Source organism: Rouxiella aceris (assembly GCF_012933545.1).
GTDB classification, from domain to species: Bacteria; Pseudomonadota; Gammaproteobacteria; order Enterobacterales; family Enterobacteriaceae; genus Rouxiella; species Rouxiella aceris.
Map to the genome: position 1 here is coordinate 397,751 of NZ_JAADJU010000005.1, position 21,658 is coordinate 419,408.

18 protein-coding genes are annotated in these 21,658 nt (G+C 49.5%); 9 read left to right on the forward strand and 9 right to left on the reverse strand.

Features of this window, described 5'->3' with window-relative positions:
• Window positions 1-16 precede the first annotated feature (16 nt).
• The 4 genes from GW590_RS12065 to GW590_RS12080 all read right to left on the reverse strand — a co-directional run bounded on the left by GW590_RS12065 (window position 17) and on the right by GW590_RS12080 (window position 4,545).
• A complete protein-coding gene (locus GW590_RS12065) occupies window positions 17-1,648 on the reverse strand; it encodes a phosphoethanolamine transferase (RefSeq protein ID WP_169403284.1) in 1,632 nt (543 codons plus the stop codon).
• A 221-nt stretch (window positions 1,649-1,869) separates the two neighbouring features.
• Window positions 1,870-2,880 (reverse strand): DUF2891 domain-containing protein, encoded by a 1,011-nt coding sequence (locus tag GW590_RS12070; protein ID WP_169403285.1) that lies wholly within the window; start codon window positions 2,878-2,880, stop codon window positions 1,870-1,872.
• Window positions 2,881-2,908: 28 nt separating this feature from the next.
• Window positions 2,909-3,859: a DUF979 domain-containing protein gene (locus GW590_RS12075; RefSeq protein WP_169403286.1), complete on the reverse strand. Its 951-nt coding sequence runs from the start codon at window positions 3,857-3,859 to the stop codon at window positions 2,909-2,911.
• Entirely contained in the window at window positions 3,856-4,545 is a 690-nt protein-coding gene (locus tag GW590_RS12080; RefSeq protein ID WP_169403287.1) for a DUF969 domain-containing protein, read from the reverse strand. Before GW590_RS12080 ends, GW590_RS12075 begins: the two co-directional genes overlap by 4 nt.
• A 392-nt stretch (window positions 4,546-4,937) precedes the next feature.
• Here GW590_RS12080 and GW590_RS12085 point away from each other — a divergent pair, with 392 nt between their 5' ends.
• The 5 genes from GW590_RS12085 to dsrB all read left to right on the forward strand — a co-directional run bounded on the left by GW590_RS12085 (window position 4,938) and on the right by dsrB (window position 8,758).
• Complete coding sequence (locus tag GW590_RS12085; protein ID WP_169403288.1) at window positions 4,938-5,948, forward strand: AI-2E family transporter; 1,011 nt, start codon at window positions 4,938-4,940, stop codon at window positions 5,946-5,948.
• 188 nt (window positions 5,949-6,136) lie between these two features.
• The gene (locus GW590_RS12090) at window positions 6,137-7,195 is read left to right on the forward strand and encodes an NAD(P)-dependent alcohol dehydrogenase (protein WP_169403289.1); all 1,059 of its coding nucleotides are present in this window, start codon (window positions 6,137-6,139) and stop codon (window positions 7,193-7,195) included.
• A gap of 155 nt (window positions 7,196-7,350) precedes the next feature.
• Entirely contained in the window at window positions 7,351-7,698 is a 348-nt protein-coding gene (locus GW590_RS12095; RefSeq protein ID WP_169403290.1) for a hypothetical protein, read from the forward strand.
• Between the two features lie 429 nt (window positions 7,699-8,127).
• A complete protein-coding gene (gene cspE, locus GW590_RS12100; protein WP_034789491.1) occupies window positions 8,128-8,337 on the forward strand; it encodes a transcription antiterminator/RNA stability regulator CspE in 210 nt (69 codons plus the stop codon).
• Window positions 8,338-8,563: 226 nt separating this feature from the next.
• Window positions 8,564-8,758 carry a protein DsrB gene (gene dsrB / locus GW590_RS12105; protein WP_169403291.1) on the forward strand — a complete coding sequence of 65 codons (195 nt, stop codon included), beginning with the start codon at window positions 8,564-8,566 and terminating at the stop codon, window positions 8,756-8,758.
• Window positions 8,759-9,013: 255 nt separating this feature from the next.
• On the opposite strand, the gene GW590_RS12110 is transcribed toward dsrB, so the two are convergent.
• The 3 genes from GW590_RS12110 to GW590_RS24190 all read right to left on the reverse strand — a co-directional run bounded on the left by GW590_RS12110 (window position 9,014) and on the right by GW590_RS24190 (window position 12,356).
• Window positions 9,014-10,717 (reverse strand): methyl-accepting chemotaxis protein, encoded by a 1,704-nt coding sequence (locus tag GW590_RS12110; protein ID WP_408014931.1) that lies wholly within the window; start codon window positions 10,715-10,717, stop codon window positions 9,014-9,016.
• Window positions 10,718-10,962: 245 nt separating this feature from the next.
• Window positions 10,963-11,589 (reverse strand): transcriptional regulator RcsA, encoded by a 627-nt coding sequence (gene rcsA, locus GW590_RS12115; protein WP_169403293.1) that lies wholly within the window; start codon window positions 11,587-11,589, stop codon window positions 10,963-10,965.
• 542 nt (window positions 11,590-12,131) lie between these two features.
• A complete protein-coding gene (locus GW590_RS24190; RefSeq protein WP_211186732.1) occupies window positions 12,132-12,356 on the reverse strand; it encodes a hypothetical protein in 225 nt (74 codons plus the stop codon).
• A gap of 257 nt (window positions 12,357-12,613) precedes the next feature.
• Here GW590_RS24190 and GW590_RS12125 point away from each other — a divergent pair, with 257 nt between their 5' ends.
• Entirely contained in the window at window positions 12,614-13,264 is a 651-nt protein-coding gene (locus GW590_RS12125; RefSeq protein ID WP_169403294.1) for a helix-turn-helix transcriptional regulator, read from the forward strand.
• Window positions 13,265-13,583: 319 nt separating this feature from the next.
• Window positions 13,584-15,239: a glucan biosynthesis protein D gene (locus GW590_RS12130; protein WP_169403295.1), complete on the forward strand. Its 1,656-nt coding sequence runs from the start codon at window positions 13,584-13,586 to the stop codon at window positions 15,237-15,239.
• A gap of 86 nt (window positions 15,240-15,325) precedes the next feature.
• Here GW590_RS12130 and GW590_RS12135 read toward each other — a convergent pair whose 3' ends face one another.
• On the reverse strand, window positions 15,326-15,505 hold the full coding sequence (locus tag GW590_RS12135) for a hypothetical protein (RefSeq protein WP_169403296.1): 180 nt from the start codon (window positions 15,503-15,505) through the stop codon (window positions 15,326-15,328).
• A 575-nt stretch (window positions 15,506-16,080) separates the two neighbouring features.
• Here GW590_RS12135 and GW590_RS12140 point away from each other — a divergent pair.
• The gene (locus GW590_RS12140; RefSeq protein WP_169403297.1) at window positions 16,081-17,184 is read left to right on the forward strand and encodes a glycerol dehydrogenase; all 1,104 of its coding nucleotides are present in this window, start codon (window positions 16,081-16,083) and stop codon (window positions 17,182-17,184) included.
• 1,296 nt (window positions 17,185-18,480) lie between these two features.
• Here the strand turns inward: GW590_RS12140 and GW590_RS12145 are convergent.
• On the reverse strand, window positions 18,481-19,746 hold the full coding sequence (locus GW590_RS12145) for a DUF445 domain-containing protein (protein ID WP_169403298.1): 1,266 nt from the start codon (window positions 19,744-19,746) through the stop codon (window positions 18,481-18,483).
• Window positions 19,747-19,886: 140 nt separating this feature from the next.
• Here GW590_RS12145 and GW590_RS12150 point away from each other — a divergent pair, with 140 nt between their 5' ends.
• Entirely contained in the window at window positions 19,887-21,533 is a 1,647-nt protein-coding gene (locus GW590_RS12150) for a multidrug ABC transporter permease/ATP-binding protein (RefSeq protein WP_169403299.1), read from the forward strand.
• Window positions 21,534-21,658 lie beyond the last annotated feature (125 nt).

The window sequence follows — 21,658 nt, forward strand, 5'->3', positions numbered from 1 at the left end:
AGCGGTTAGCGGCAAACTATTGTGCCGTTCGGCAGGGCTGTAAAATATCCAGCGACGGGTCAATGGCTGAAGTTTTGACATTCATGGCATCAAGCACCGTGTGGAATAAATTATCCTGGGAATAGTCGTTTTTCGCCGCTTGCGCCTGCAGGCAACTGAGTGACAGCCCCTGAGCCTGCACGTATTGCGGCGAAAGCCAGAACATCATTGGTACATGGGTCTGCTGAGGTGGCGCAACGCTATAAGGCGTGCCATGTAGGTAAAAACCATCTTCGCCCAGTGATTCACCGTGGTCGGAGAGGTAAATCATCGCTACATTATATTTGTCCTGGTACTGCCTGGCCTTGGCGATCACCTGGGTGAGCACATAATCGGTGTAACGCACGGTATTATCGTAAGTATTAACCAGTTGCTCATGGCTGCAGTTTTCAATATCACTGCGTTGACAGTCGGGGGTGAAGAAGCGGAAGTTATCCGGATAGCGGCGGTAATAGGCCGGGCCGTGGCTGCCAATCAGGTGCAGGCCAATCAGCTTGTTTTTGCCATCATCAACGATTTTTCCATCAAGATTTTCCAGCAGCGCTGCGTCGTAACAGGTATCGCCATCGCAGAATTTGCCGTCTTTCGGGGTATCAATAATAACATTAGGCACGCGGTCGCAGACGCCTTTACAGCCCTCGTCATTGTCTTTCCAAAATACCGAGACCCCGGCACGTTGCACGATATCGAGGAAACTGTCGCTGTTGTGCGCGCGATCGTTATTAAAGTCGATACGTTTCATATCAGAGAACATGCAGGGCACCGAGACGGCCGTTGCCGTACCGCAAGAGCTGACATGATTAAAGAACACCATATCCGGCGTCTGTTGCGTAAAGGCGTTGGTAGGTCGGCTGTAACCATTATAGGACTGATTTTGCGCGCGGCCGGTTTCACCAATGACCAGGAACATCAGGGTGGGTTTCTGCCCGGCTTTTTGCACCAGCGCGGCATCGGTACCGACTTTTTCATAAGGTAGGGGTTCGGTCAGGTATTTATGATTGAGGTACTGAAAACCGCTATACAGATAGTTGGTCGGCAAAATCTCCAGGTTCAGCGTGCGGTTGTTACGTCCGACCGAAGAATAATCCTGATAATAGAGCGCTGCGACACCACCGATCAACGCCAGTGATACCAGCATGGAGAGTACACGTACGCCCAGACGTTTGAGGATGGTCTGATTATAGATAACCGGCGTTTTTAGCAGCAGCAGGGCGGGTAATATCCCCGTGAAGGTGAACCAGGCAACCACTGACAGGTTTAAATAAGAGGTGGCTTCGCTTTGCTGGGTTTCGGCGATATTTTGGATCATACCGCGGTCAAATACGATATTAAACACCCCTTGCGCATAGGCGGCCAGGGCGCTGACCAGCAACAGGATAATAAACACCGGCTTGAATATCGGTTTAAAGGTCAGGGGGGTAAAAACGAAGTTCAACGCGGCAAACAGCACAACCGGAATTGACAGGGCAAAGCCAATTTTAAACGCTGAAAGTGCATGCAGGATACGATAAAAATGCAGTAACACGGGCAGGTTGACGATCAGGGTAAAATACAGACTGATAAGTAAAGTCAGCCAAAAGTAGCTGATTTTAGGCAGAAAATTTCGCAATGAAAACTCCAAAGTACTGACGTTTGGCAAATGTGTGAAATCAGGCAACAGCGAAAATGCACGCGGAAAATGCAGATAATGCGCAGTTTATTCTTCTTCTCTTAATAAATCCTTAATAAATTGCAGGATCGATCCTTACGCCTTGAGGATTTAAAGAAGGGCAGATAAACAGTAGGTCATGCCTCCGCCTGCCAGCGACAAGCAGAGGCAAGGTCAGAGGTTCAGGCTTCTAATGCCAGCAAAGCGAAGGTGGCCAGCCAGTGTTCGCCGAGATAGTCGCTATCGAGGTGAGGCAGGGCACTGTGCAGATGTTTTTCGGCACTGACCTCAAGCAAAGTCACGCGCTGATCGTCGGCGGGTAATGCCCTGGCAAGCGCCCGCTGACACCAGGCGCGGCTGAGGTTTAATCCATCCAGATGACCGATTTTGCCGTCGCGGCGATCGGTGACAGTAGCGGGAGTAAACAGGGTTTCAGGTTGCCCCTGGGCCAGTTGCGGCAAGAATTGGCCAAACCAGGTAATAAAGGCCTGCGGTGACAATACCCGCCGCATTAGCTCTGCCTCCATCAATGAGGGGGATAAAAATTCATCGCCGCCAGGCTCCCAGGCCTGACAGTTTTTGTCTTGCAGATGCCAGCGCAGCGCGGTTTCTTCAATCAGTGAGGCCAACGGCTGTTGGGCCGTGCTGCGCGCATAGTCGAGGGCCAGCGCCAGCGCAAAGGCGCTGTTAAAATGGCTTCCTGTGCGGAGTGGATAGGTGGCTTTCGGCAGAAAATCGCAAAAGCTGTTTACAAAAAAATCGCTTATCGGCGACAGCGTGGTTGCCCAATCTTTGGCTTGCGGCAGGGGCAGGTGATCGACTTGTTGCGCCAGGGCCAGAAACCACGCCCAGCCATAGGGGCGTTCAAAGCCCTGATGTTGAGCTTGTTGCAGATAGCGCATTTCGCCAGCGACGTTTTCGGCGGTAAAATGCGTCTCGACAAGGGCAATAATGCGTTCTGCCTCTGGCAATTGCGGGTAGCGAGCCAACAGGCGCAGCAGCAGCCAGTAGCCGTGTACACAGGAGTGCCAGTCATAGCTGCCATAAAAAATCGGGTGCAGTGCGCGAGGCCCTTGGATATCTTCCGCGCCAGCCAAGGCATGGGTCAGCTTATTGGGATACTCGCGGGTCACATGATTTAAGGCCAGATTGGCAAAACGAGACGCCATGTCTGGCGTCAGTTGCAGGCTCATAGGATCTCCAATAGTGGCGGCCAAAGGATCAGAAGCGGAAAACAAAGAAATACATAAAGGCAGTATTGACCAGCAAGAGCAATACCCCGGTCAGCCATTGCGCTTTGATCACCGCATATTTGTCTTCCAGCTCCAACAGGGCTGCCGGTACGATATTAAAGTTTGCTGCCATCGGCGTCATCAGGGTGCCGCAGAAGCCGGACAGCATGCCAATTGCCCCCATTATCGCCGGATTGCCCCCTAACTGATGGAATATCAGCGGTAAACCTATTCCGGCGGTCATTACCGGGAAGGCGGCAAAGCCGTTTCCCATAATCATGGTAAAGAGCGCCATGCCGAAGGTATAAGCAACAATTATCGCCAGCGGTGAACCCATAGGGATTACATCTTTCACCAGGTTGGCGACCACACCGCCGACGCCTGCCAGTGCAAACAAGGCGCCCAGAGCGGCCAGCATCTGCGGCAATATCGCAGCCCAACCGACGGTATCCATGGTCTGGCCACCGGCCTTAATGGCTTTTAGCGGCGAATCGCGCAGCATCAGCAGGGCGACAATAAAGGCGATAACGGTACCCAGCACCAGCGAAATCAGGGTGACGTTTTTGCCTTCCACCAGTGGCGTATATTTTAAGGTCAGGGTGCCGAGCAGGGTAACAATCGGGATCAGCAAGGCGGGGATAAATAACTTGCTGCCAAAGCGTTTCGCTTTGGCTTCACGCTGTGCCGCCACGGCGGGCTGCTCGTTGTCATTTTTGCCCTTGCCCAGTTTACCGGTACCGGCAATCACTGCCAGCGCAATAGCCAAACAGCCGGTGACAAAATAGGGCAGCATGCTGCCAAATAAAAAGGTCACGGCATACACGCCCCAAAACAAGGCGTTAACTATACGTCGTGGATTGCTGTGGTCGCGCAAGTTGAACAGGGCGTAGGTGGCAAACAGTAAACCGGCAAGAATATAGGTGGTATTTAAGGTGATCATTTACCCAGGATCTCCTGTTGTCCGTCAAATCGTCTGGCCAGCGAACGGTCGAGCAGCCACAGGCGAATAAAATGGATAACCAGCGCGGCTATCGCTGTCGGTATTGCCCATACCGAGAGTTGTAGTGGTTCGACAAATACGCCGTTCTGGTCGAGAAAACCTTTAATCAACAAAATGGACTGGATGGCAATAAAGATATCTTCGCCAAAAAAAACCGCGATATTGTCAACTGCGGCGGCATTGGCGCGAATTTTTTGCCGCACATCGTTAGGCAAATCACCATATTTGGTGGTGGCTGCCGCTTCGGCCATCGGCGCTATCAGCGGGCGCACCATCTGTGGGTGTCCGCCTAGCGAGGTAAGCCCGAGGGCGGCGGTGGCCTGACGAAGAACAAAATAGAGCATCAGCACGCGACCGGTGGTTGCGGCATGAATTTTTGAAATCAGATGCTTGGCTTGCTCTTTCAGGCCGCTGCGTTCAAGCAGGGCGATCACCGGCAAAGTCAGCCAGATCAACCCCATATAGCGGTTGTCGTTAAAGGCTTTGCCAAAGGCACTGATAATATCCACGGTGTGCATTCCGCCCGCGACGCCGGTTGAGATACCGGCAATGGTCACTACCAGCAGCGGATTAAACCGCAGTGCAAAGCCAATCACCACAATTGGAATGCCAATAAGAACCCACATGATCTCTCCCCTGTTGTCTAATGGATCGCGCCAATTAACGCGATTTTTTTGGTGCTATCAATATGATTTATATAGATATAATTTTTATTAGATTTATTGCGCAAACAGCACTATAAAAGGTGACATTCGGAAAATAACAACCAGCGGCAAGTTAAGCAAGTTGCAAAGGCGGGTCATCCATAGGATTTTGTGATGATGGGGTTTTACCTTGCACAACAAGAGATTAAGCCTTTCTTTTTCCCCGTTGCGCAGCAGAATGCGGTCGCTAACGGGTAACCTGCGACAAAACAAGCAAAATGCGTGCTTCTGCTCTATGCCATTGAAACTTCGGTGCTATGATGGTTTGACAGGCGGGAAGCAACCCCGCGATTGATTTAAGTAAGGATGCAGCAATGCAAATAATGAGACCCCAGCATATTCGTTGGCTCAGTTTATTGATTGTTATGGGCGGACTGTTATTGATCCTGCCGCTTCAACTGTTGGGGTGTTTTCTCGCGGGCTTTATCGTTTATGAACTGGTCAATGGTCTGACCCCCTATTTTCAGAAAATTATCAGCGGCGAGCGCGCCCGCTGGCTGGTCGTAGTACTGATCAGCACCCTGGTGGTCAGTGCGCTGATCCTGGCGGTGATGGGAATTGTCTCTTTTCTGCTGCACGATATGCGCAATCCCGCGGTGTTCAACGAAAAGGTCAGTGGTTTGCTTAGTGATGCGCAAAGTCGGCTTTCGCCGGTTATGTTGCATTATCTTCCGGCCAATCTCGAAGAGCTGCAGCGTGAATTTGTGCAGTGGCTACGTGAGCATGTGGTGATGTTGCAAAACGTCGGCAAAAATGCAGCTCATACTTTTGTAACCATGCTGGTGGGGATGATCCTCGGAGCGATTATTTCTCTGCAAAGACCAGGTGGCGAAGACCCCCAGGCGCCGCTAAAAAATGATTTACTACAGCGTATGCGTTTTCTCAGTAAGGCGTTTCGTAATGTCGTTTTTGCCCAGTTCCAGATTTCATTAATCAATACCTTTTTGTCTTGCGTATTTTTGTTCGGCGTTTTGCCGCTGTTTGGTATTCATCTGCCGTTATCCAAGACCTTAGTGGTGTTCACCTTTGTGTGTGGCTTACTGCCGGTGATTGGTAATCTGATCTCCAATACGGTGATTTTTATCGTTGGTTTGTCTTTATCACTGTGGGTGGGGGTGCTGGTATTGATCTATCTGATCATCATCCATAAAGTTGAGTATTTCCTGAATGCGCGCATTGTCGGAACGCGTATTAATGCCAAATCCTGGGAAGTGCTGCTGGCGATGCTGATTTTTGAGTCGGCTTTTGGTTTGCCGGGCGTTGTTGCCGCCCCCATCTACTATGCTTATCTAAAAAGTGAGCTTAAAGACGCCGGACTTATCTGAGTCCTGCCTCTCTGGCTGGGCCTGCCGTTCGCGCAGTGCTTAGCCAAAAATCCTTAAAAAAACAGATTTAGGCAAGGAGTGGCGAGGATCGTTATAACGATATTCCTCGCTTATCCGTCATACTTTGGCTCGGCCACCGCGCTCAGGCGCTGGCCAGACCACTCTCGTTTACCCTCAGGAGAACACAGATGACTCTTAACGTCCGAGGCTTTGCCGCACAGTCCGCCGAGACACCGCTGGCACCTCATAACTTTATTCGTCGCGACCCTCGTGATACCGATGTTGTCATTGATATCGAGTACTGCGGCGTTTGTCACTCTGACATTCATCAGGCGCGTAACGAATGGCATTCAAGCGTCTACCCACTGGTACCTGGCCATGAAATCATCGGTCGCGTAACCCACGTAGGCGCCAAAGTCACCGCTTTCAAAGTCGGTGATGCAGTCGGTGTCGGTTGTATGGTTGACTCCTGCCAGCATTGCGAATCATGCAAGGCTGACCTGGAGCAATACTGTACCGAAGGCGCTACCATGACGTATAACAGTGTCGATCGTCATGACAAAATGCCTACTTTTGGCGGCTACTCCGAACAGATCGTGGTATCTGAAAAATTTGTTCTGCGTATTCCCGAAACCCTGGATATCAAAGCGGCTGCGCCTCTGCTGTGTGCCGGTATCACCACTTACTCGCCGCTAAAACACTGGCAGGTGAAAAAAGGCGACAAAGTGGCCATCGTGGGTCTGGGTGGATTAGGTCATATGGGACTGAAATTTGCCAAAGCGATGGGGGCAGACGTCACGCTGTTCACCCGTTCAGCGGGTAAAGAGCAAGAAGCCTACCGTCTGGGGGCCGATCACGTGGTGCTGTCTACCGATGAAAAGCAGATGGCAGCGGTAAAAAGCCACTTTGACTTTATTCTCGACACTGTGCCACACCAGCATGATCTGAATCCGTACCTGGATACGCTAAAACGCGATGGTACGCATATTCTGGTGGGGCTGATTGAGCCGGTAGAACCAGCGGTCCACGCCGGTAAACTGATTATGGGTCGCAAGAGCCTGGTTGGTTCGCTGATTGGCGGTATTGCCGAAACCCAGGAGATGCTGGATTTTTGCGCCGAACATGGCATTAACTGTGATGTTGAGATGATCAACATGCAGGATATCAACGACGCCTATACGCGCATGCTGAAGAGCGATGTGAAGTATCGTTTCGTCATTGATATGGCTTCACTGAAAAATGCCTGACCGATAAGCACGTTGCTTTTTTTGCGCTTTTAAGCGGCAGCCCGAGAGATCGGGCTGCCGCTTGTTCGTTAAATTTTACCTTTCCCCGCGTTGTCGACTTCTCGCCTTGTTGTCACAGTGGTATTCTTCTGCTTTCGCCGAGCGAAGGAAAATCAGTGGCTAAGAATTTTGATGAATTAATCAGAGATATCGATCTGATTATTGAACATGTAGATAACCTGAAAAATCAGCCTGGACGCAGCCAGAAGAGCATCATTCCCCAGCCTGCTGAAAAGTTGGCCTACGATTCGTTTTCTGAGATTTACGCCTTAAAAGCGGTGATGCGGGCGTTTATCTCTTCTGTTGATACCATCGTGAAAGTGCAAATTGCTCATAAGGTAGAACAGGATATTGGCCATCTGGATTCTCGGGTGCGCTCAATTGGTGGTGATAGTGCCAAGGCCGAGGATCTGGCGCAAATCACTGCTTATGTGCGTCATGCCGTATCGGAAATGATGGACTAGCCTGTGGTTAACGGGGCAACTGTTTGACGCTGAATGTTTTTCGCCGGGTGCAATGGTGAATTATCACATTCAGCGTTTTTTATTGATCTTTATTTTTTCGTTGCCTCAGCGTTAATTTATTTTAAAAACAGTGGCATAAGTGCTGGCATAACCAGCGAATTGCTCGCTAAATCGACGATCTACACTAATTGCTCGCAGTAACTGTTAAAAAGAGTTGCTATTCGATGGCAGTCATGAGTAAATACGTCTCGGCCTGTGGTACAGACCTATTTATGCACGACATCCTGAGTAAAGTGGTTCAAATTTAAAGCGTTATCCTCGATAACCCTGATCTGACGAATTTCCTTCTTAGTGCCTCCATAAGTAACGACTGAAATCCGGCTATAACATGCCCATGGTGGCGAAATTTATATTTAAAAGGTAATTCCTATGTCAATGATGAAAGGTCAGGTTAAGTGGTTTAACGAGTCTAAAGGCTTTGGCTTCATCACTCCTGCTGACGGTAGCAAAGATGTATTCGTACACTTCTCCGCTATCCAGGATCAAGGTTTCAAGACCCTGGCTGAAGGCCAGAACGTACAGTTCTCTATCGAGAACGGTGCTAAAGGTCCGTCTGCGGCTAACGTTACCGCTATCTAATCTCACTTAACCGCTGTTTACAGCGTTTAAAGTAGATTACAAAAACCCGCTTAGGCGGGTTTTTTATTGCCTGTTATTCAGTATTGGTTATGCTTTTAAGATGCTGTTGTCGAGTTTGGGCTGTGGCCAGCCATGTGTTTAGACATGCCGATGGCCGCCTGATTTGTACTAGAATAAGAGGGTGCGTTAGACAGACGCAGCTAATTCAACAAGATGGGATAAATGCATGAAGGTAAACGATCTGGTGACGGTAAAAACCGATGGCGGCCCGCGTCGGGAAGGTAAGGTTCTGGCAGTAGAGACCTTTTATGAAGGGGTCATGTATCTGGTTGCGCTGGATGATTATCCGGCAGGCGTCTGGTTCTTTAATGAGACGCAAAGTAAAGATGGCACCTTCGTGGAGCCGCGTGACGCCCACTGATTGGCTTCGCCTCTGATCCCCATAAAAAAACGTCCAGCATAACTGGACGTGAGTTTGATGACAAAGTCGTCTTGATGATCGAGATACCCGGGCATAGCACACCTAGGGGCGCTCCGGCGGGCAAGCCCGCTACGACCCCAACGGTGCACTCTCCCTAATAACGGACTTTGTCAGCAGTCTGACGTCCAGCATAACTGGACGTTAGTTTTTGGTAGTCGTTCTGCAAAATAGTGGCTTATTGATGCCTGGCGGCCACTAAAAGGTTTCCCAGTTCGTGTCTGAACTATTGGCGAGAGCGAGTTTCATCGGTTCAGCGTTTCTCGGTGCCGGACCACGCTTATCCTGCGAGCGGGCATTGGCTTCAAGCCGGAACACTGCCACGGCCTGGGTAAGCTTCTCTGCCTGCGCCTCAAGAGATGCGGCAGCCGAAGAGGCCTGCTGTACCAGAGAGGCGTTTTGCTGCGTCACACCATCCATTTCCGAGACGGCTAAGGTCACCTGGCTGATACCCCGGCTCTGTTCGTCGGATGCCGAGGCGATCTCTCCCATAATATCGGTAACTTGGGTCACTGCGGTGACAATTTCTGCCATGGTATCGCCCGCATTGTTAACCAGAATACTACCGTCGCCGACCAGTTCGACCGACTCGCCAATCAGTGATTCAATCTCCTTGGCTGCCTGGGCACTGCGTTGTGCCAGATTACGCACTTCGCTGGCGACCACCGCAAAACCACGCCCCTGTTCACCGGCGCGTGCAGCCTCAACGGCAGCGTTAAGCGCCAGGATATTAGTCTGGAAGGCGATACTGTTAATTACATTGGTGATTTCGGCAATTTTCTTCGAACTGTGGGAGATATTTTCCATAGTGCTGATAACGTCAGCCACAATATCTCCGCCTTTTTGCGCTTTATCTGACGCGTTGGCGGCAAGTTTGCTGGCATGATGGGCGTTTTCCGAGTTCTGTTTTACCGTTGCCGTTAATTGTTCCATGCTGGCGGCGGTCTGCTCCAGCGCTGCGGCCTGCTGCTCGGTACGGGAGGAGAGGTCGGTATTACCAGAGGCAATTTCCGTTGAGCCATGGTAAATCGAGGTGGCACCCTCACGCACGGTCAATACCGTGGTGGCCAACGCGCGTTGCATCTGTTGCACGTTTTCGTTGAGCACGCCAATCTCGTTATGGCCCGAAATAAAGCCCGGATGCGTCAGGTCACCTGCGGCAATTTTCTGAATATGGGTGACCAAGCGGCCCACGGGATTGATAATCACTTTGCGGATGACCAGATAAGCCATTAGCGTCAGCAGTAAAGATAAAATAAACGCCACTGCCATTAAGATATAACCCAGTTTTGAATCAGACTGTGCTTTATCGTTGATCGCATTAGCGGTTTGATTACGAAAAGCAATAGCCTTAAGCAAAGGGACGTTGTAGGCGACATCCAGCTTACTGCTGGTCTCGGTTTCCAGGGCAATGACTTCTTCAACATGGCCTTCACGCGCGCTCTGCATCATCGGTTGCAGACCCTGCGTCATATACTCATCAAAGGCCTTCTTGAGAGGCTCATCGAGACTATAATCAGTAGGGGTCTTATTGCCACGATTCAGATAGGTGTTAAATGAATCCTGTGCCTGTTTAAGTCTGGCTGCGGTGGCATCAAGGGCAATGTTCGCCTGTTCCTGATCGCCGCCGCGCATAGCCGCACCGGCCTGGATTAGGATCAGTCGTGCGGTACGCATATGGTTGGAACTATTGGAAAGGGCAAGTCTGGTTTGTAGTTCGCTGGTGGATTGATCCAGCGCGGTATTACTTTGCTTGAGAAAATAGCTGGCTGCGCCAATAGATATGGCAAATAAAACCAGTACGCCGACCAGGATGGTACTGATAAGGCGGCCTAGTTTTATATTATTAATAAACGAAGCATTGTTGTGGCTATTTGTAGCTGTAAGAGTATCCATTTTCATCCGCTCAATATATCCAGCATGACTTGGGTACAGCACCGCTGTACGTGCCTGACAATGATAAAGGCTGGCCTCTGACTGGCAACCTTCCCTAATGGCAACTTAATCCGCGCCATCAATAGTCATCGGCATCTATGAGCAGACATTTAATTAATATTTGTGTAACATTTTTTCTGAATGTGTGGTGCCTGTCGCAGTTTGCTATGAAACGTGATCTCAGGGCATGCAATGCCCTGAGACTTGAACAGTTAACTGACGTAAATGCCTTCTGTCAGCGAGTCACTGAGTCGCACCACATGGTAGATAATGTGCTTGTTCTGGGTTTTGATTTTGCGTTTGATACTGCCTTTATAAGATGACACGGTCTTTGCCTTGATCCTCAGTTTGTCTGAAATCTGGATCGTACCTTCCCCCGACATCCACATTTTTAACATATTGGATTCACTGCGGCTTAAGATCACCGGAGTAATATCCAGTTGTGCGCTGGCCTGGCTGGCCACGTTTTGATGGCTGATATAGTTGCTTAGCAACTGATTGAGCGTTTCGGTTTTAATCGACTTTGAGGAGATGATGACGTTTTTGCGTACAAACACATATTCCTCAAAATGGATGCGAGTGCTGGACATAAAAATAAAAAACAGGGTCTCCGGGTGCTCCGCAATCAGACTGCGAATGGTGCAGCAGCTTAGCGACGGGGGAGAGAAACAGGCTTCGTTAATAAAAACGACCCGAGGGAGATGATGCTGACAACTTAGCTTGAGTTCTTCCAGCTCAGTGGCGTAAGTTATCTCGCGTGGGTCAATGCCATTGCTGATAAGTGTGTGAACCAGTCCCAGTCGGGTAAAACTGCATAAATCCAAAATTATTGTTTGCATTTGGTAAGTCCTCTTAGGACGTCCGTGTTCTGCATAATGATTGGATAAAATTTCTGTAGGGCAAAAAATAGCAAAGGGCAAAAGGCCGCTTTGCTCCTCCTTTTTGCTATAAAAAACCGCAAAATTCAAAGGGATTTTTTTGAAGTAAACCCGTTAACCGACCTTACATAAATTTGACTTATGTTCTCTTTCATTATGGATAGCCGAAAGGGGGTAACAAAGAAGTTAATGAATAGTAATCATTGTAATAACATAGCGAAATAACCACCTAATGACACTGTTTTTCGAGCTGCACATATAATTTATATTTATAACTATATCTATTGTTAATTGTTAAAAATAATTCATATATTTTTTCACGCTAAAAACTGGCACCCGGGCGAGGTTAAGTGCCGGTTTTCTTGCCCAAAGCTGGCTTAGAGTGGCTGGCGGCAGGTAATCGTTGACTCAACAGCCTTTGCTATATCGACTTCTTCCGCCATCCAGTTGACCAATGCTGCGAATACCCGGCTTTCCTTCCGGAGTGGTTGCGGTACAGCGCACTATGCCTGCGTCATCCAATAGTTTAAGAAATTGATTACGTTTGTATGTTTCTTGTTCGCTTTGGTCCCGCAATCAAGAGCAAAACACACCACATTCAATAGCAGCGGAGTAATCAATTGAAAACCGTCGGTTTGCCCGAGCTTGGTGCCGAGCAGTGTGGCCAGCTTGACGTTGCGCTCAACAATTTCTGCTATCCCGCTGCGGCCATCGGCTTTTAGTGCCATCTACACCGGCAGAGCACAAAAACGCCGCGAGTTTTCCGGGGTCAGATGCAAAAAATTGTCTGGCAAGGTTTGCTAAAAACCTGCACCAAATGGCTGGATCCTGGTCCATCCAGACGAGGATATCGGTATAGATGGCATACTTTATATCGTTTATTCGCACAATTGCAGTGCAAAACATAGGGTAGATTATAGTCTGCCAGGGGGAGGGTGCTTGTCGTTCATCCGTGAGGAGAGGGTTAGATCGATGGAATATTTTTATGACTGAAATAATTTTGTTGAGTAAGAATGCGCTGGCGCTGTCAGCGATGTCATCTATCGTCGCTGAAGTTTCCGCCGGTTGGGTAGAAAAAGTGCGGGTTGTCTCAGTGAACAGCTACTCCGCCTTAAGCCAGCTGGAACTGGGTGGAACTCGCCATGCTGTGGTGGTCGATCTCTCGTCACTGGCCTGTTTTGAGCGCTATGATACTCTTCAGAAAATAAGGCATATTGTTCCGCAAACTCGGGTACTGGCTCTGTGCCATGAACCGACCTATTCTGATATGTTCCGTTTTATTTCTTCACAATGTCACCTGGTGCTTTCCGACCGGGTCGATGTCAGTCATTTTCGCAGTGCGGTGCAGCAATTGGTCTGCTCACAGCAGGAGAGCACTTATCCACCGGTGATGAGTCGCCATAAAATTGGCTATTTACTGCTGAGCAGCCGCGAAGTCGAAGTGTTAAAGCTGATTATGCACGGATTTTCCAGCCTGAGCATTGCTGAAAAACTCGGTATTGATGTTAAAACGGTTTCTGCGCATCGCCAGAGTATTTTTATCAAACTTCAGGTCACCAATCTGGCAGGCTTGCACGATAAGATCACCCACGATAACGAGCTGGATTGGCCGCGTTCTGTCGAGAAGGTTGCCTGACGACTCCGGAATATTCTTAAAAGTCCTTAGCGAACGGACAATAACCTAATCGCTGCCAGTCTCCCCCTGCTGGGCGTATGCTACGCCCAGACCCCGCACCAGTGGATGTTCCAAAATCTGAGCAACCGCATCTTGCAAGCAGTTTTTTAGCGTAAAGCCTTCAATTTCTGATACTCGTCACATGAATTTTAAGTTAGCCTTGTGGTCGTAAATTTTTAACCTCGATTGCATTGTCGTTCTTTACTCTTGAGTGCGAGCGGACCTGACTGGGGTGCATTCGAAATCATACAATTGCTAAGCCAAAGGAAACCCTTCCGGCATGGAACGAAGAGCATTTATTAAAGCTTCTATGGCGTTTGCCGCCTATTGTGGTGTGCCTGCAATGGCGTCACTGTTCACCGGTTCGGCCGAGGCGGCGCAAGAGAATGTTGCTGACGGTGGGGCAACCACGTTCGACTTCTCTGTGTTGCAGAAAATGGCTGCTTCCCTGGCCAAACAGGCCTACGGCGGGGCTCCGTTGCCACTGCCTGATACGCTGGCGAATTTGACGCCGCAGGCCTATAACAGTATCCAATACGATCATGCCCATTCGTTATGGCATGACCTGCCTAATCGTCAGTTGGACGTCGAGTTGTTCCACGTCGGTATGGGTTTTAGGCGTCAGGTGAAAATGTTCTCCGTTGATGGTGATAAACAGCTGGCGCGTGAGATCCATTTCCGCCCTGAGTTGTTTAACTATCATGATGCCGGTGTTGACACCAAACAGCTTGAAGGCAAATCCAACCTGGGTTTTGCCGGTTTTAAAGTCAATAAGGCACCCGAGTTGACCCGTCGTGATGTGGTCTCTTTCCTGGGGGCCAGCTATTTCCGTGCGGTTGACGATACCTATCAATATGGCTTGTCTGCCCGTGGTGTGGCGGTGGATACCTTTACCGATCACCCGGAAGAGTTTCCGGATTTCGTTGCTTTCTGGTTTGAAACACCGAAAGCGGATGCCACCACTTTTGTCGTTTATGCGCTACTGGATGGTCCAAGTGTCGCTGGGGCCTATCGTTTCACCATTCACTGTGAAGCGACTCATGTGGTGATGGAGATCGACAAGCATTTGCATGCCCGCAAAGATATCAAGCAGCTGGGTATTTCACCCATGACCAGTATGTTTAGCTGTGGTACCAATGAGCGCGGACGCTGCGATACTATTCATCCCCAGATCCACGATTCCGATCGTCTGGCAATGTGGCGTGGCAATGGCGAATGGATCTGCCGTCCACTGAATAACCCGCAGAAATTGCAGTTCAACAGCTATGCAGACGAGAACCCTAAAGGGTTTGGTTTGCTCCAGTTGGATCATGAGTTCAATGACTATCAGGACGTGATTGGCTGGTATAACAAACGTCCTAGCCTGTGGGTAGAACCACAAGGTAACTGGGGGAAAGGATCGGTCAATCTGATGGAGATCCCGACCACCGGTGAAACGCTGGATAACGTGGTTTGTTTCTGGCAACCGGCGACGCCGATTAAAGCTGGCGACTCTCTTGATTTCAGCTACCGTTTGCACTGGAGCAGTGAGCCACCAATTCGTAGCCCAATGGCGAAAGTGCTGGCGACGCGTACCGGTATGGGGGGCTTCCCGGAAGGCTGGGCACCAGGGGAACATTATCCGACAGTATGGGCACGTCGCTTTGCCATCGATTTTATTGGCGGAGAGCTAAAAGCCTATGCTGATAAAGGTATTGAGCCCGTTATCACTGTCTCGTCGGGCAAGATCGACAATATCGAGATCCTGTATGTGCAGCCGTTTGACGGTTATCGCATTCTTTTCGACTGGTATCCGACCAGCGACTCGGCAGCACCGGTAGAGTTGCGTATGTTCCTGCGTTCTCACGACTATGCGCTCAGTGAAACCTGGTTGTATCAGTATTTCCCGCCAGCTGCCGACAAACGCAAGTATGTTGATGACCGTCAGATGTCGTAATCTGGCTGCCTAAAACGCAGCAGGGGACGGATTTTTATGTCCGTCCCCTGCCGTGTCTTTTAACAAAAGCGCGACCGCTTTTGTCCTCAAAACGCTTTCACTACCATGCTGCTGCCGATGTCCTGCCCCTGTTTAAGCAGATTATCAAAAGACTTCTCGGTTCTTTTTAACTCTTGCAGAAACTGTTCCGGCGTAAAGTCATGGGCTTTGCTGCTCATATAGGCCAATGCTAATTCTTTCGACTGGTAACGTTGGAAAGTGTACATGGTTTTCCTTATTTTTTATCAGTGGCCACCCAGAGGATGCCTGGTGTCTGGCGAGTGACCGATGCCATTGCCGATCTGGAAATCTATCGGCTGCTGTCTGTAACGCGCTGAGTTGAGCAATTGTCGACCCTGTGTTGATGTGATAATTTTACTCACTCGTTATGTAAGGTAAAACCGTTTTTATAGATAGATTTGATAGATAAAACTTTGTTTAATTTACACGACAGAGCAAGGTTATCCCCGGCGTGTCCCTCGCTGTATTCATTATCCTGATATATTTTTTCCCGCCATGGCACGCTAACTATTTTGTTCACACTGTCAGGATATATTTTTCGCATCAATGTTAATGCACTGTTTCATTATTGTTAATAGTAACTAACCTAAATTGATTATCTTATTTTGATAATTAGCGATGTGAATTTAACTCACTGATAGAAAAGACGATAAAAGGTGCCAAAAATGCGGTTTAGGTTATTTAAATAATCGGTTTTGCCTCGGAGAACTAAACTATAAATAGAATATTGGGTACGACTCATTCACCAATCATAATAACTTCCGTTATCGAGGCATGAATCATGAGTAAATTTATCTTCTCTTCCCCACGTAAATACGTACAAGGCAGCGGCGTGCTTGACGAATTGGGGGATTATCTGCCAGCGCTGGGAGGGAAGTCCTTTCTGATCGCCGATGATATGGTTTGGGGTATCGTCGGTGAACGGGTTCGGGCTTCTCTGGATAAAGCCAATGTCGACTTCTGTTATGAACGTTTTAATGGCGAGGCTTCAAGCAATGAAATAACCCGTTTGGCAGCTATTGCTCGCCAGCAGGGGACTCAGGTGGTGGTCGGACTGGGCGGAGGGAAAACGCTCGACACCGTCAAGGCTATTGCCGATGAATTAAAACAGAATGTAGTAATTGTACCTACGGTCGCTTCGACCGATGCACCCTGCAGTGCGTTATCGGTCATTTATACCGACGAAGGGATATTTGACACTTACCGTTTCTATAATAAAAATCCGGATCTGGTGCTGGTGGATACGCACGTCTGTGCGCAGGCTCCGGTTCGTCTGTTTGCCTCCGGTATTGCCGATGGTCTGGCGACCTTTGTGGAAGCGCAGGCAGTTCTGCGTTCGCATTCTTCGTCAATGGTCGGTGGTGCGCCTACTATCGCCGGGATGGCGATTGCCGAAGCCTGTGAAAAAACCTTGCTGACTTATGGCTATGGCGCATATACGGCGGTGGAACAGAAACTGGTTACCCCGGCGGTAGAAGCGGTGGTGGAAGCCAATACGCTGCTTTCAGGTTTGGGTTTTGAAAATGCCGGACTAGCCGGGGCACATGCCATTCATAATGGTTTTACCGCCATCAAGGGGGATATTCACCATCTGACCCACGGTGAAAAAGTGGCTTATGGCACTTTGACGCAAATGGTACTGGAACAGCGTCCGGACGAAGAAATTGCCAAATATGTGCGTTTTTATCGCTCCATCAATATGCCTACCACCCTTAAAGAGATGCATCTTGATAAAGAGAGTTATGAGAACCTGGTGAAAGTGGGGGCCTTGGCCGGCGGCAAGGGCGATACGCTGGGTAATCTTAATCCGCATCTTTCTGCCGAAGACGTGGCTAATGCGATTTTAGCAGTGGATGCCTTTAGTCGAAGTGTGTTGGTGGCTTAAAAGTCAATTTTTTACTTAAATGACAATTTTTTACTTAAATGGCAATTTACTACTTAAAAGTCAATTTACTACTTAAAAGTCAATTGGCTATGAGGAGCTGTATCGGTTTTAGCTTAAAAGTCAATTTACTACTTAAAAGTCAATTAACTCCGAGGAGCTGTTTCGGTTTTATAATTGCGGTGGCCACTTAACCCGCTGTGCCGAACCGAGTTAAGGAGCGCTGGCCCGCTCCTTAACAATCCTGGGCCTTTTGGTGTTGTTGATTCGTCTGCTGCCTATTACCGGCTATGTTTCAGTGACTCCCAGTGTGGCACGAGCCGCGCTGCTCAGCAGTCCCCTTGCTCGGTCGGGAGCCAAAAACGTCTCCCTCCGCTTCGCGCGGCGCCGTCTCTGAATGTGCCAGTAGACTATGTACGTCGTGCCGTTTCAGCTTAAATGGCAATTGTTATTTAAAACCAATTGGCTTTAGCAGAATTGTTTCGGTTGGGCTTAAATGGCAATTTTTTGTTTAAAGTCAATGAGCTATGAGGAGTTGTTTCGGTTTTATAATAGCGGTGGCCACTTAACCCGCAGTGCCGAACCGAGTTAAGGAGCGCTGGCCCGCTCCTTAACAATCCTGGGCCTTTTGGTGTTGTTGATGCGTCTGCTGCCTATTACCGGCTATGTTTCAGTGACTCCCAGTGTGGCACGAGCCGCGCTGCTGCGCAGTCCCCTTGCTCGGTCGGGAGCCAAAAACGTCTCCCTCCGCTTCGCGCGGCGCCGTCTCTGAATGTGCCAGCAAACTATGCACACCATACGGTTTCAGAAACTACTGTTTTGTCTTTTTGTTTCTTGTTTCTTGTTTCTTGTTTTTTGTTTTTTGTCTTTTTGTCTTTTTGTCTTTTTGTCTTTTTGTCTTTTTGTCTTTGCAGTTGACCTTTAATGTTGCCGGTATTGCTTTAAATGTTTCCTGGCCGATTCAAAACCTACGCTGAGCGACGTGGAGCGAGACGCTTTTGGCTCGCGACCGAGTGAAGGGACCGCGAAGCGGCGTGGTTTAGGCCACGCGCCGGGGTAACTGGAAAGAACTACAACCGAGGGCACGACACTGTTCAATTTGGACAAGGCGCAGGATTCCAAAGGAGGCGCGCCTTCGCCTCCTTTGGGCGGTCTGGGCCGCCGCCCAGTGAGCGTAGCGAATGCAGTTGACCTTGAATTTAAAAGCAAACTTGCAATTAAAATCGAAATCTTATTCTATTATATGATTGATTTTAAATAAAAAATTGACATTTAAGCTCCCACCTTTAAGCCCCACCTTTAAGTCATCAACGATAATTGCGATATCAAATAAAGCACCAACCCAATGGCCGCGCCAACCAGCGTGCCATTAATGCGGATAAACTGTAAATCCTTGCCGATATTCAATTCAATCTGCCGTGACATATCCTTTTCATCCCAGCTTTTAACCGTGTCACTGATATGACGAGTCAGAAACTGACCGATGTCCGGGGCCATTTTTTCTGCCAGGATCTCCATCTGCCGATTCATTGACTCACGCAGCATCGGGTCGCCACTGAGCATCTTGCCCAGCCATAAACCGGATTCCGTAACGCGCGCATGCAACATTGAGTCAGGCTGATCAAGGTCCTGCTTGATCCACAGACGTAAATCATTCCACAGACTCATCAGATACAGATTGAGCTGGGGATCATTCTTCAGATAGCTTTTGATCTCCTCGGCTCGCGCCGCCATCTGCGGGTCATGGTGCAAGCGGTCAATAAATTTTTCCATCACCCGATCAAAGCCTTGCCTAAAAGCGTGCCCGCGATCGCTGCCAATATCATCCAGCAGTGCATTGACCGCATTGGAAACCAGCTCGGCACCGTGTTCTCCCAGCCATTCGGTGGGCAGCACTTTCGATTTGATCGGATGTTCACGCTTGACCCAACGTACAATTTGCGTGGCGATAAACTCACGGCTTGAGGGTTGGTCGAGCAATGCCACCAATTTTTGCATCGCCTGATCCAACAACGCCTGATGGCGTCCCTCTTTGGTCAGGCTTTCTAACAATAGCGCCACCGACGTGGACAGATCGACTTTATCAATGGCCGCGTAGATCGCATCCTTGACCAACTGCTGAATCCGTCGGTCATCGGTAATATCCAGAAAATGACGCATCAGGCTTACCAGATAACCGCCAAACTGTCGGGCGTTTTCTTCCGACGTTAGCCAATCCCCCAGCAGCCTGGCCGGATCCTGCTGACGGATCAGTCGTACCAGTGAGTCCGGGTCGAGGAATTTTTCTTGCACGAAGATCGCCAGATTATCGGCAATTTTTTCTTTGTTTTTGGGAATGATCGCCGTATGCGCGGCAATAACCGGGATTGGCACCCGTTTAAACAGCGCCACCACGGCAAACCAGTCAGCGAGAGCCCCCACCATGGCCGCTTCGCAGATGGCTTTTAAACCGGCAATCCAGAAGTTCTGTGGCAAAAAAAGGGTGAGCAGAAACAGGGCGGCGGCAATTAATAGCAGCAGCAGCGCATGGCGTTTACTTTTTCGCAGTTCATTTTCTTTGTCCATTACAGAAGTTTAGGACGAGGTGGGTCTGGCTGTCAGCTTAATTTCGCTGCCGGCATACAGAATAAATGAGAATTAGTCTTGATCTCATTGGCCGGCTGATTACACTGCCCGCAGTTAACATCAACAGAGAAAATGTGTACATGGAGCTTTTAAGCCTGGTTTTTAAGCAATATCGCTGGCCGTTTATCGGCGTGATGCTACTCAGTCTGGCGAGTGCTGCGCTCGGTATTGGGCTGATCGCTTTTATCAATATCAAACTGATTGCCACCACCGAGGCCTCGTTGGCGGTATTACCGCAGTTCCTGGTTTTTTTGCTGCTATTAATGGCGGTAACGCTCGGTTCGCAGCTGGCATTGACGGTGCTGGGGCATCATTTTGTCTACCGCCTGCGCGGTGAATTTATCAAGCGTATCCTCGATACCGATATCGAACGTATTGAGCAGATCGGCAATGCGCAACTGTTAGCCAGCCTGGGCAGTGATATTCGCAATATCACCCTGGCCTTTGTGCGACTACCTGAGCTGTTGCAGGGCATTATTCTGACCCTCGGTTGTGCGCTTTATCTGGGCTGGCTGGCTCCAAAGATGTTGCTGGTCACCGTGGTATGGCTGGTGATCACCATTGTGGTGGGGTTTAAGCTTGTCGCCAGAGTGTATCGCTATCTTGACCGGGTACGAGAAGCGGAAGACCGGCTGCAAAAGGATTATGAAAAAGTGATCCAGGGGCGTAAAGAGCTGGCCCTCAACCGTCAGCGTGCCAGGCATATTTATCAGGATCAGTATCAGGTGGATGCAGACAGCTATCGTCAGAGCATTATCGCCGCCGATACCTTTCATCTGAGTGCCGTTAACTGGTCCAATATTATGATGCTCGGTGCCATTGGCATGGTGTTCTACATGGCCAACTCTCTCGGCTGGTCGAATAATGCAGTGGCGGCGACCTTCTCTCTGACACTGCTGTTTTTACGTACGCCGCTGTTGCAGGCGGTGGGCGCTTTGCCAACATTGTTAAGCGCGCAATTGGCGTTTAGAAAACTAACCGCGCTGCGTTTGGCAAATTATCAGCCGGAGTTCGCTGCTGCCTCTTCTGCTATTGCCTGGCAACAGCTGGAACTGCGTGACCTGACCTTTGCCTACGAAGGGCAGGGGTTCGGTATTGGTCCGATTAACCTGACTCTTAATCGCGGTGAGACGGTATTTTTAATCGGCGGCAACGGCAGCGGTAAATCGACGCTGGCCATGCTGCTCACCGGTCTATATCAGCCCAGGTCCGGGCAGATCCTGCTTGATGGTGTGCCGGTAGAAGCGCAGGGGATTGAAGCCTATCGTCAGCTGTTTTCTGCAGTATTCACTGATTTTCATCTGTTTGGTCAGCTAATGGGGCACAACGGCCAGCAACCTGATTCGCAACTGGTGGACGAGTGGCTACAGCTGCTGAAAATGAGCGAAAAGCTGGAAATCGTTAATCATCAAATCAGCAATCTGCAATTGTCTCAGGGGCAGCGTAAACGCGTCGCATTGCTGCTGGCTGCCGCCGAAAGCCGCGATTTCTTGCTGCTTGACGAGTGGGCTGCCGATCAGGATCCACAGTTTCGTCGTACCTTTTATCGTGAGCTATTACCGCGCTTACAGGCGATGGGTAAAACGGTGCTGGCCATCAGCCATGATGATCACTATTTTCAGCATGCCGATCGCCTGTTGGAAATGCGTCAGGGTCAGCTACAGGAGTTGACCGGGCGCGATCGCGATAACGCTTCCCGCGATGCGGTGGCGGCTATTAACCCATAATTGTTGGTGAACGGCGGCCACGCGCCGCTTTTTATGCTTTTTAAGAATTGGCTGACATAGCTTAGCGCTCGCGATCAGTTTAAGATTCGTTTTATTAAACCTTCATTATTCCGATAAAAAATTTT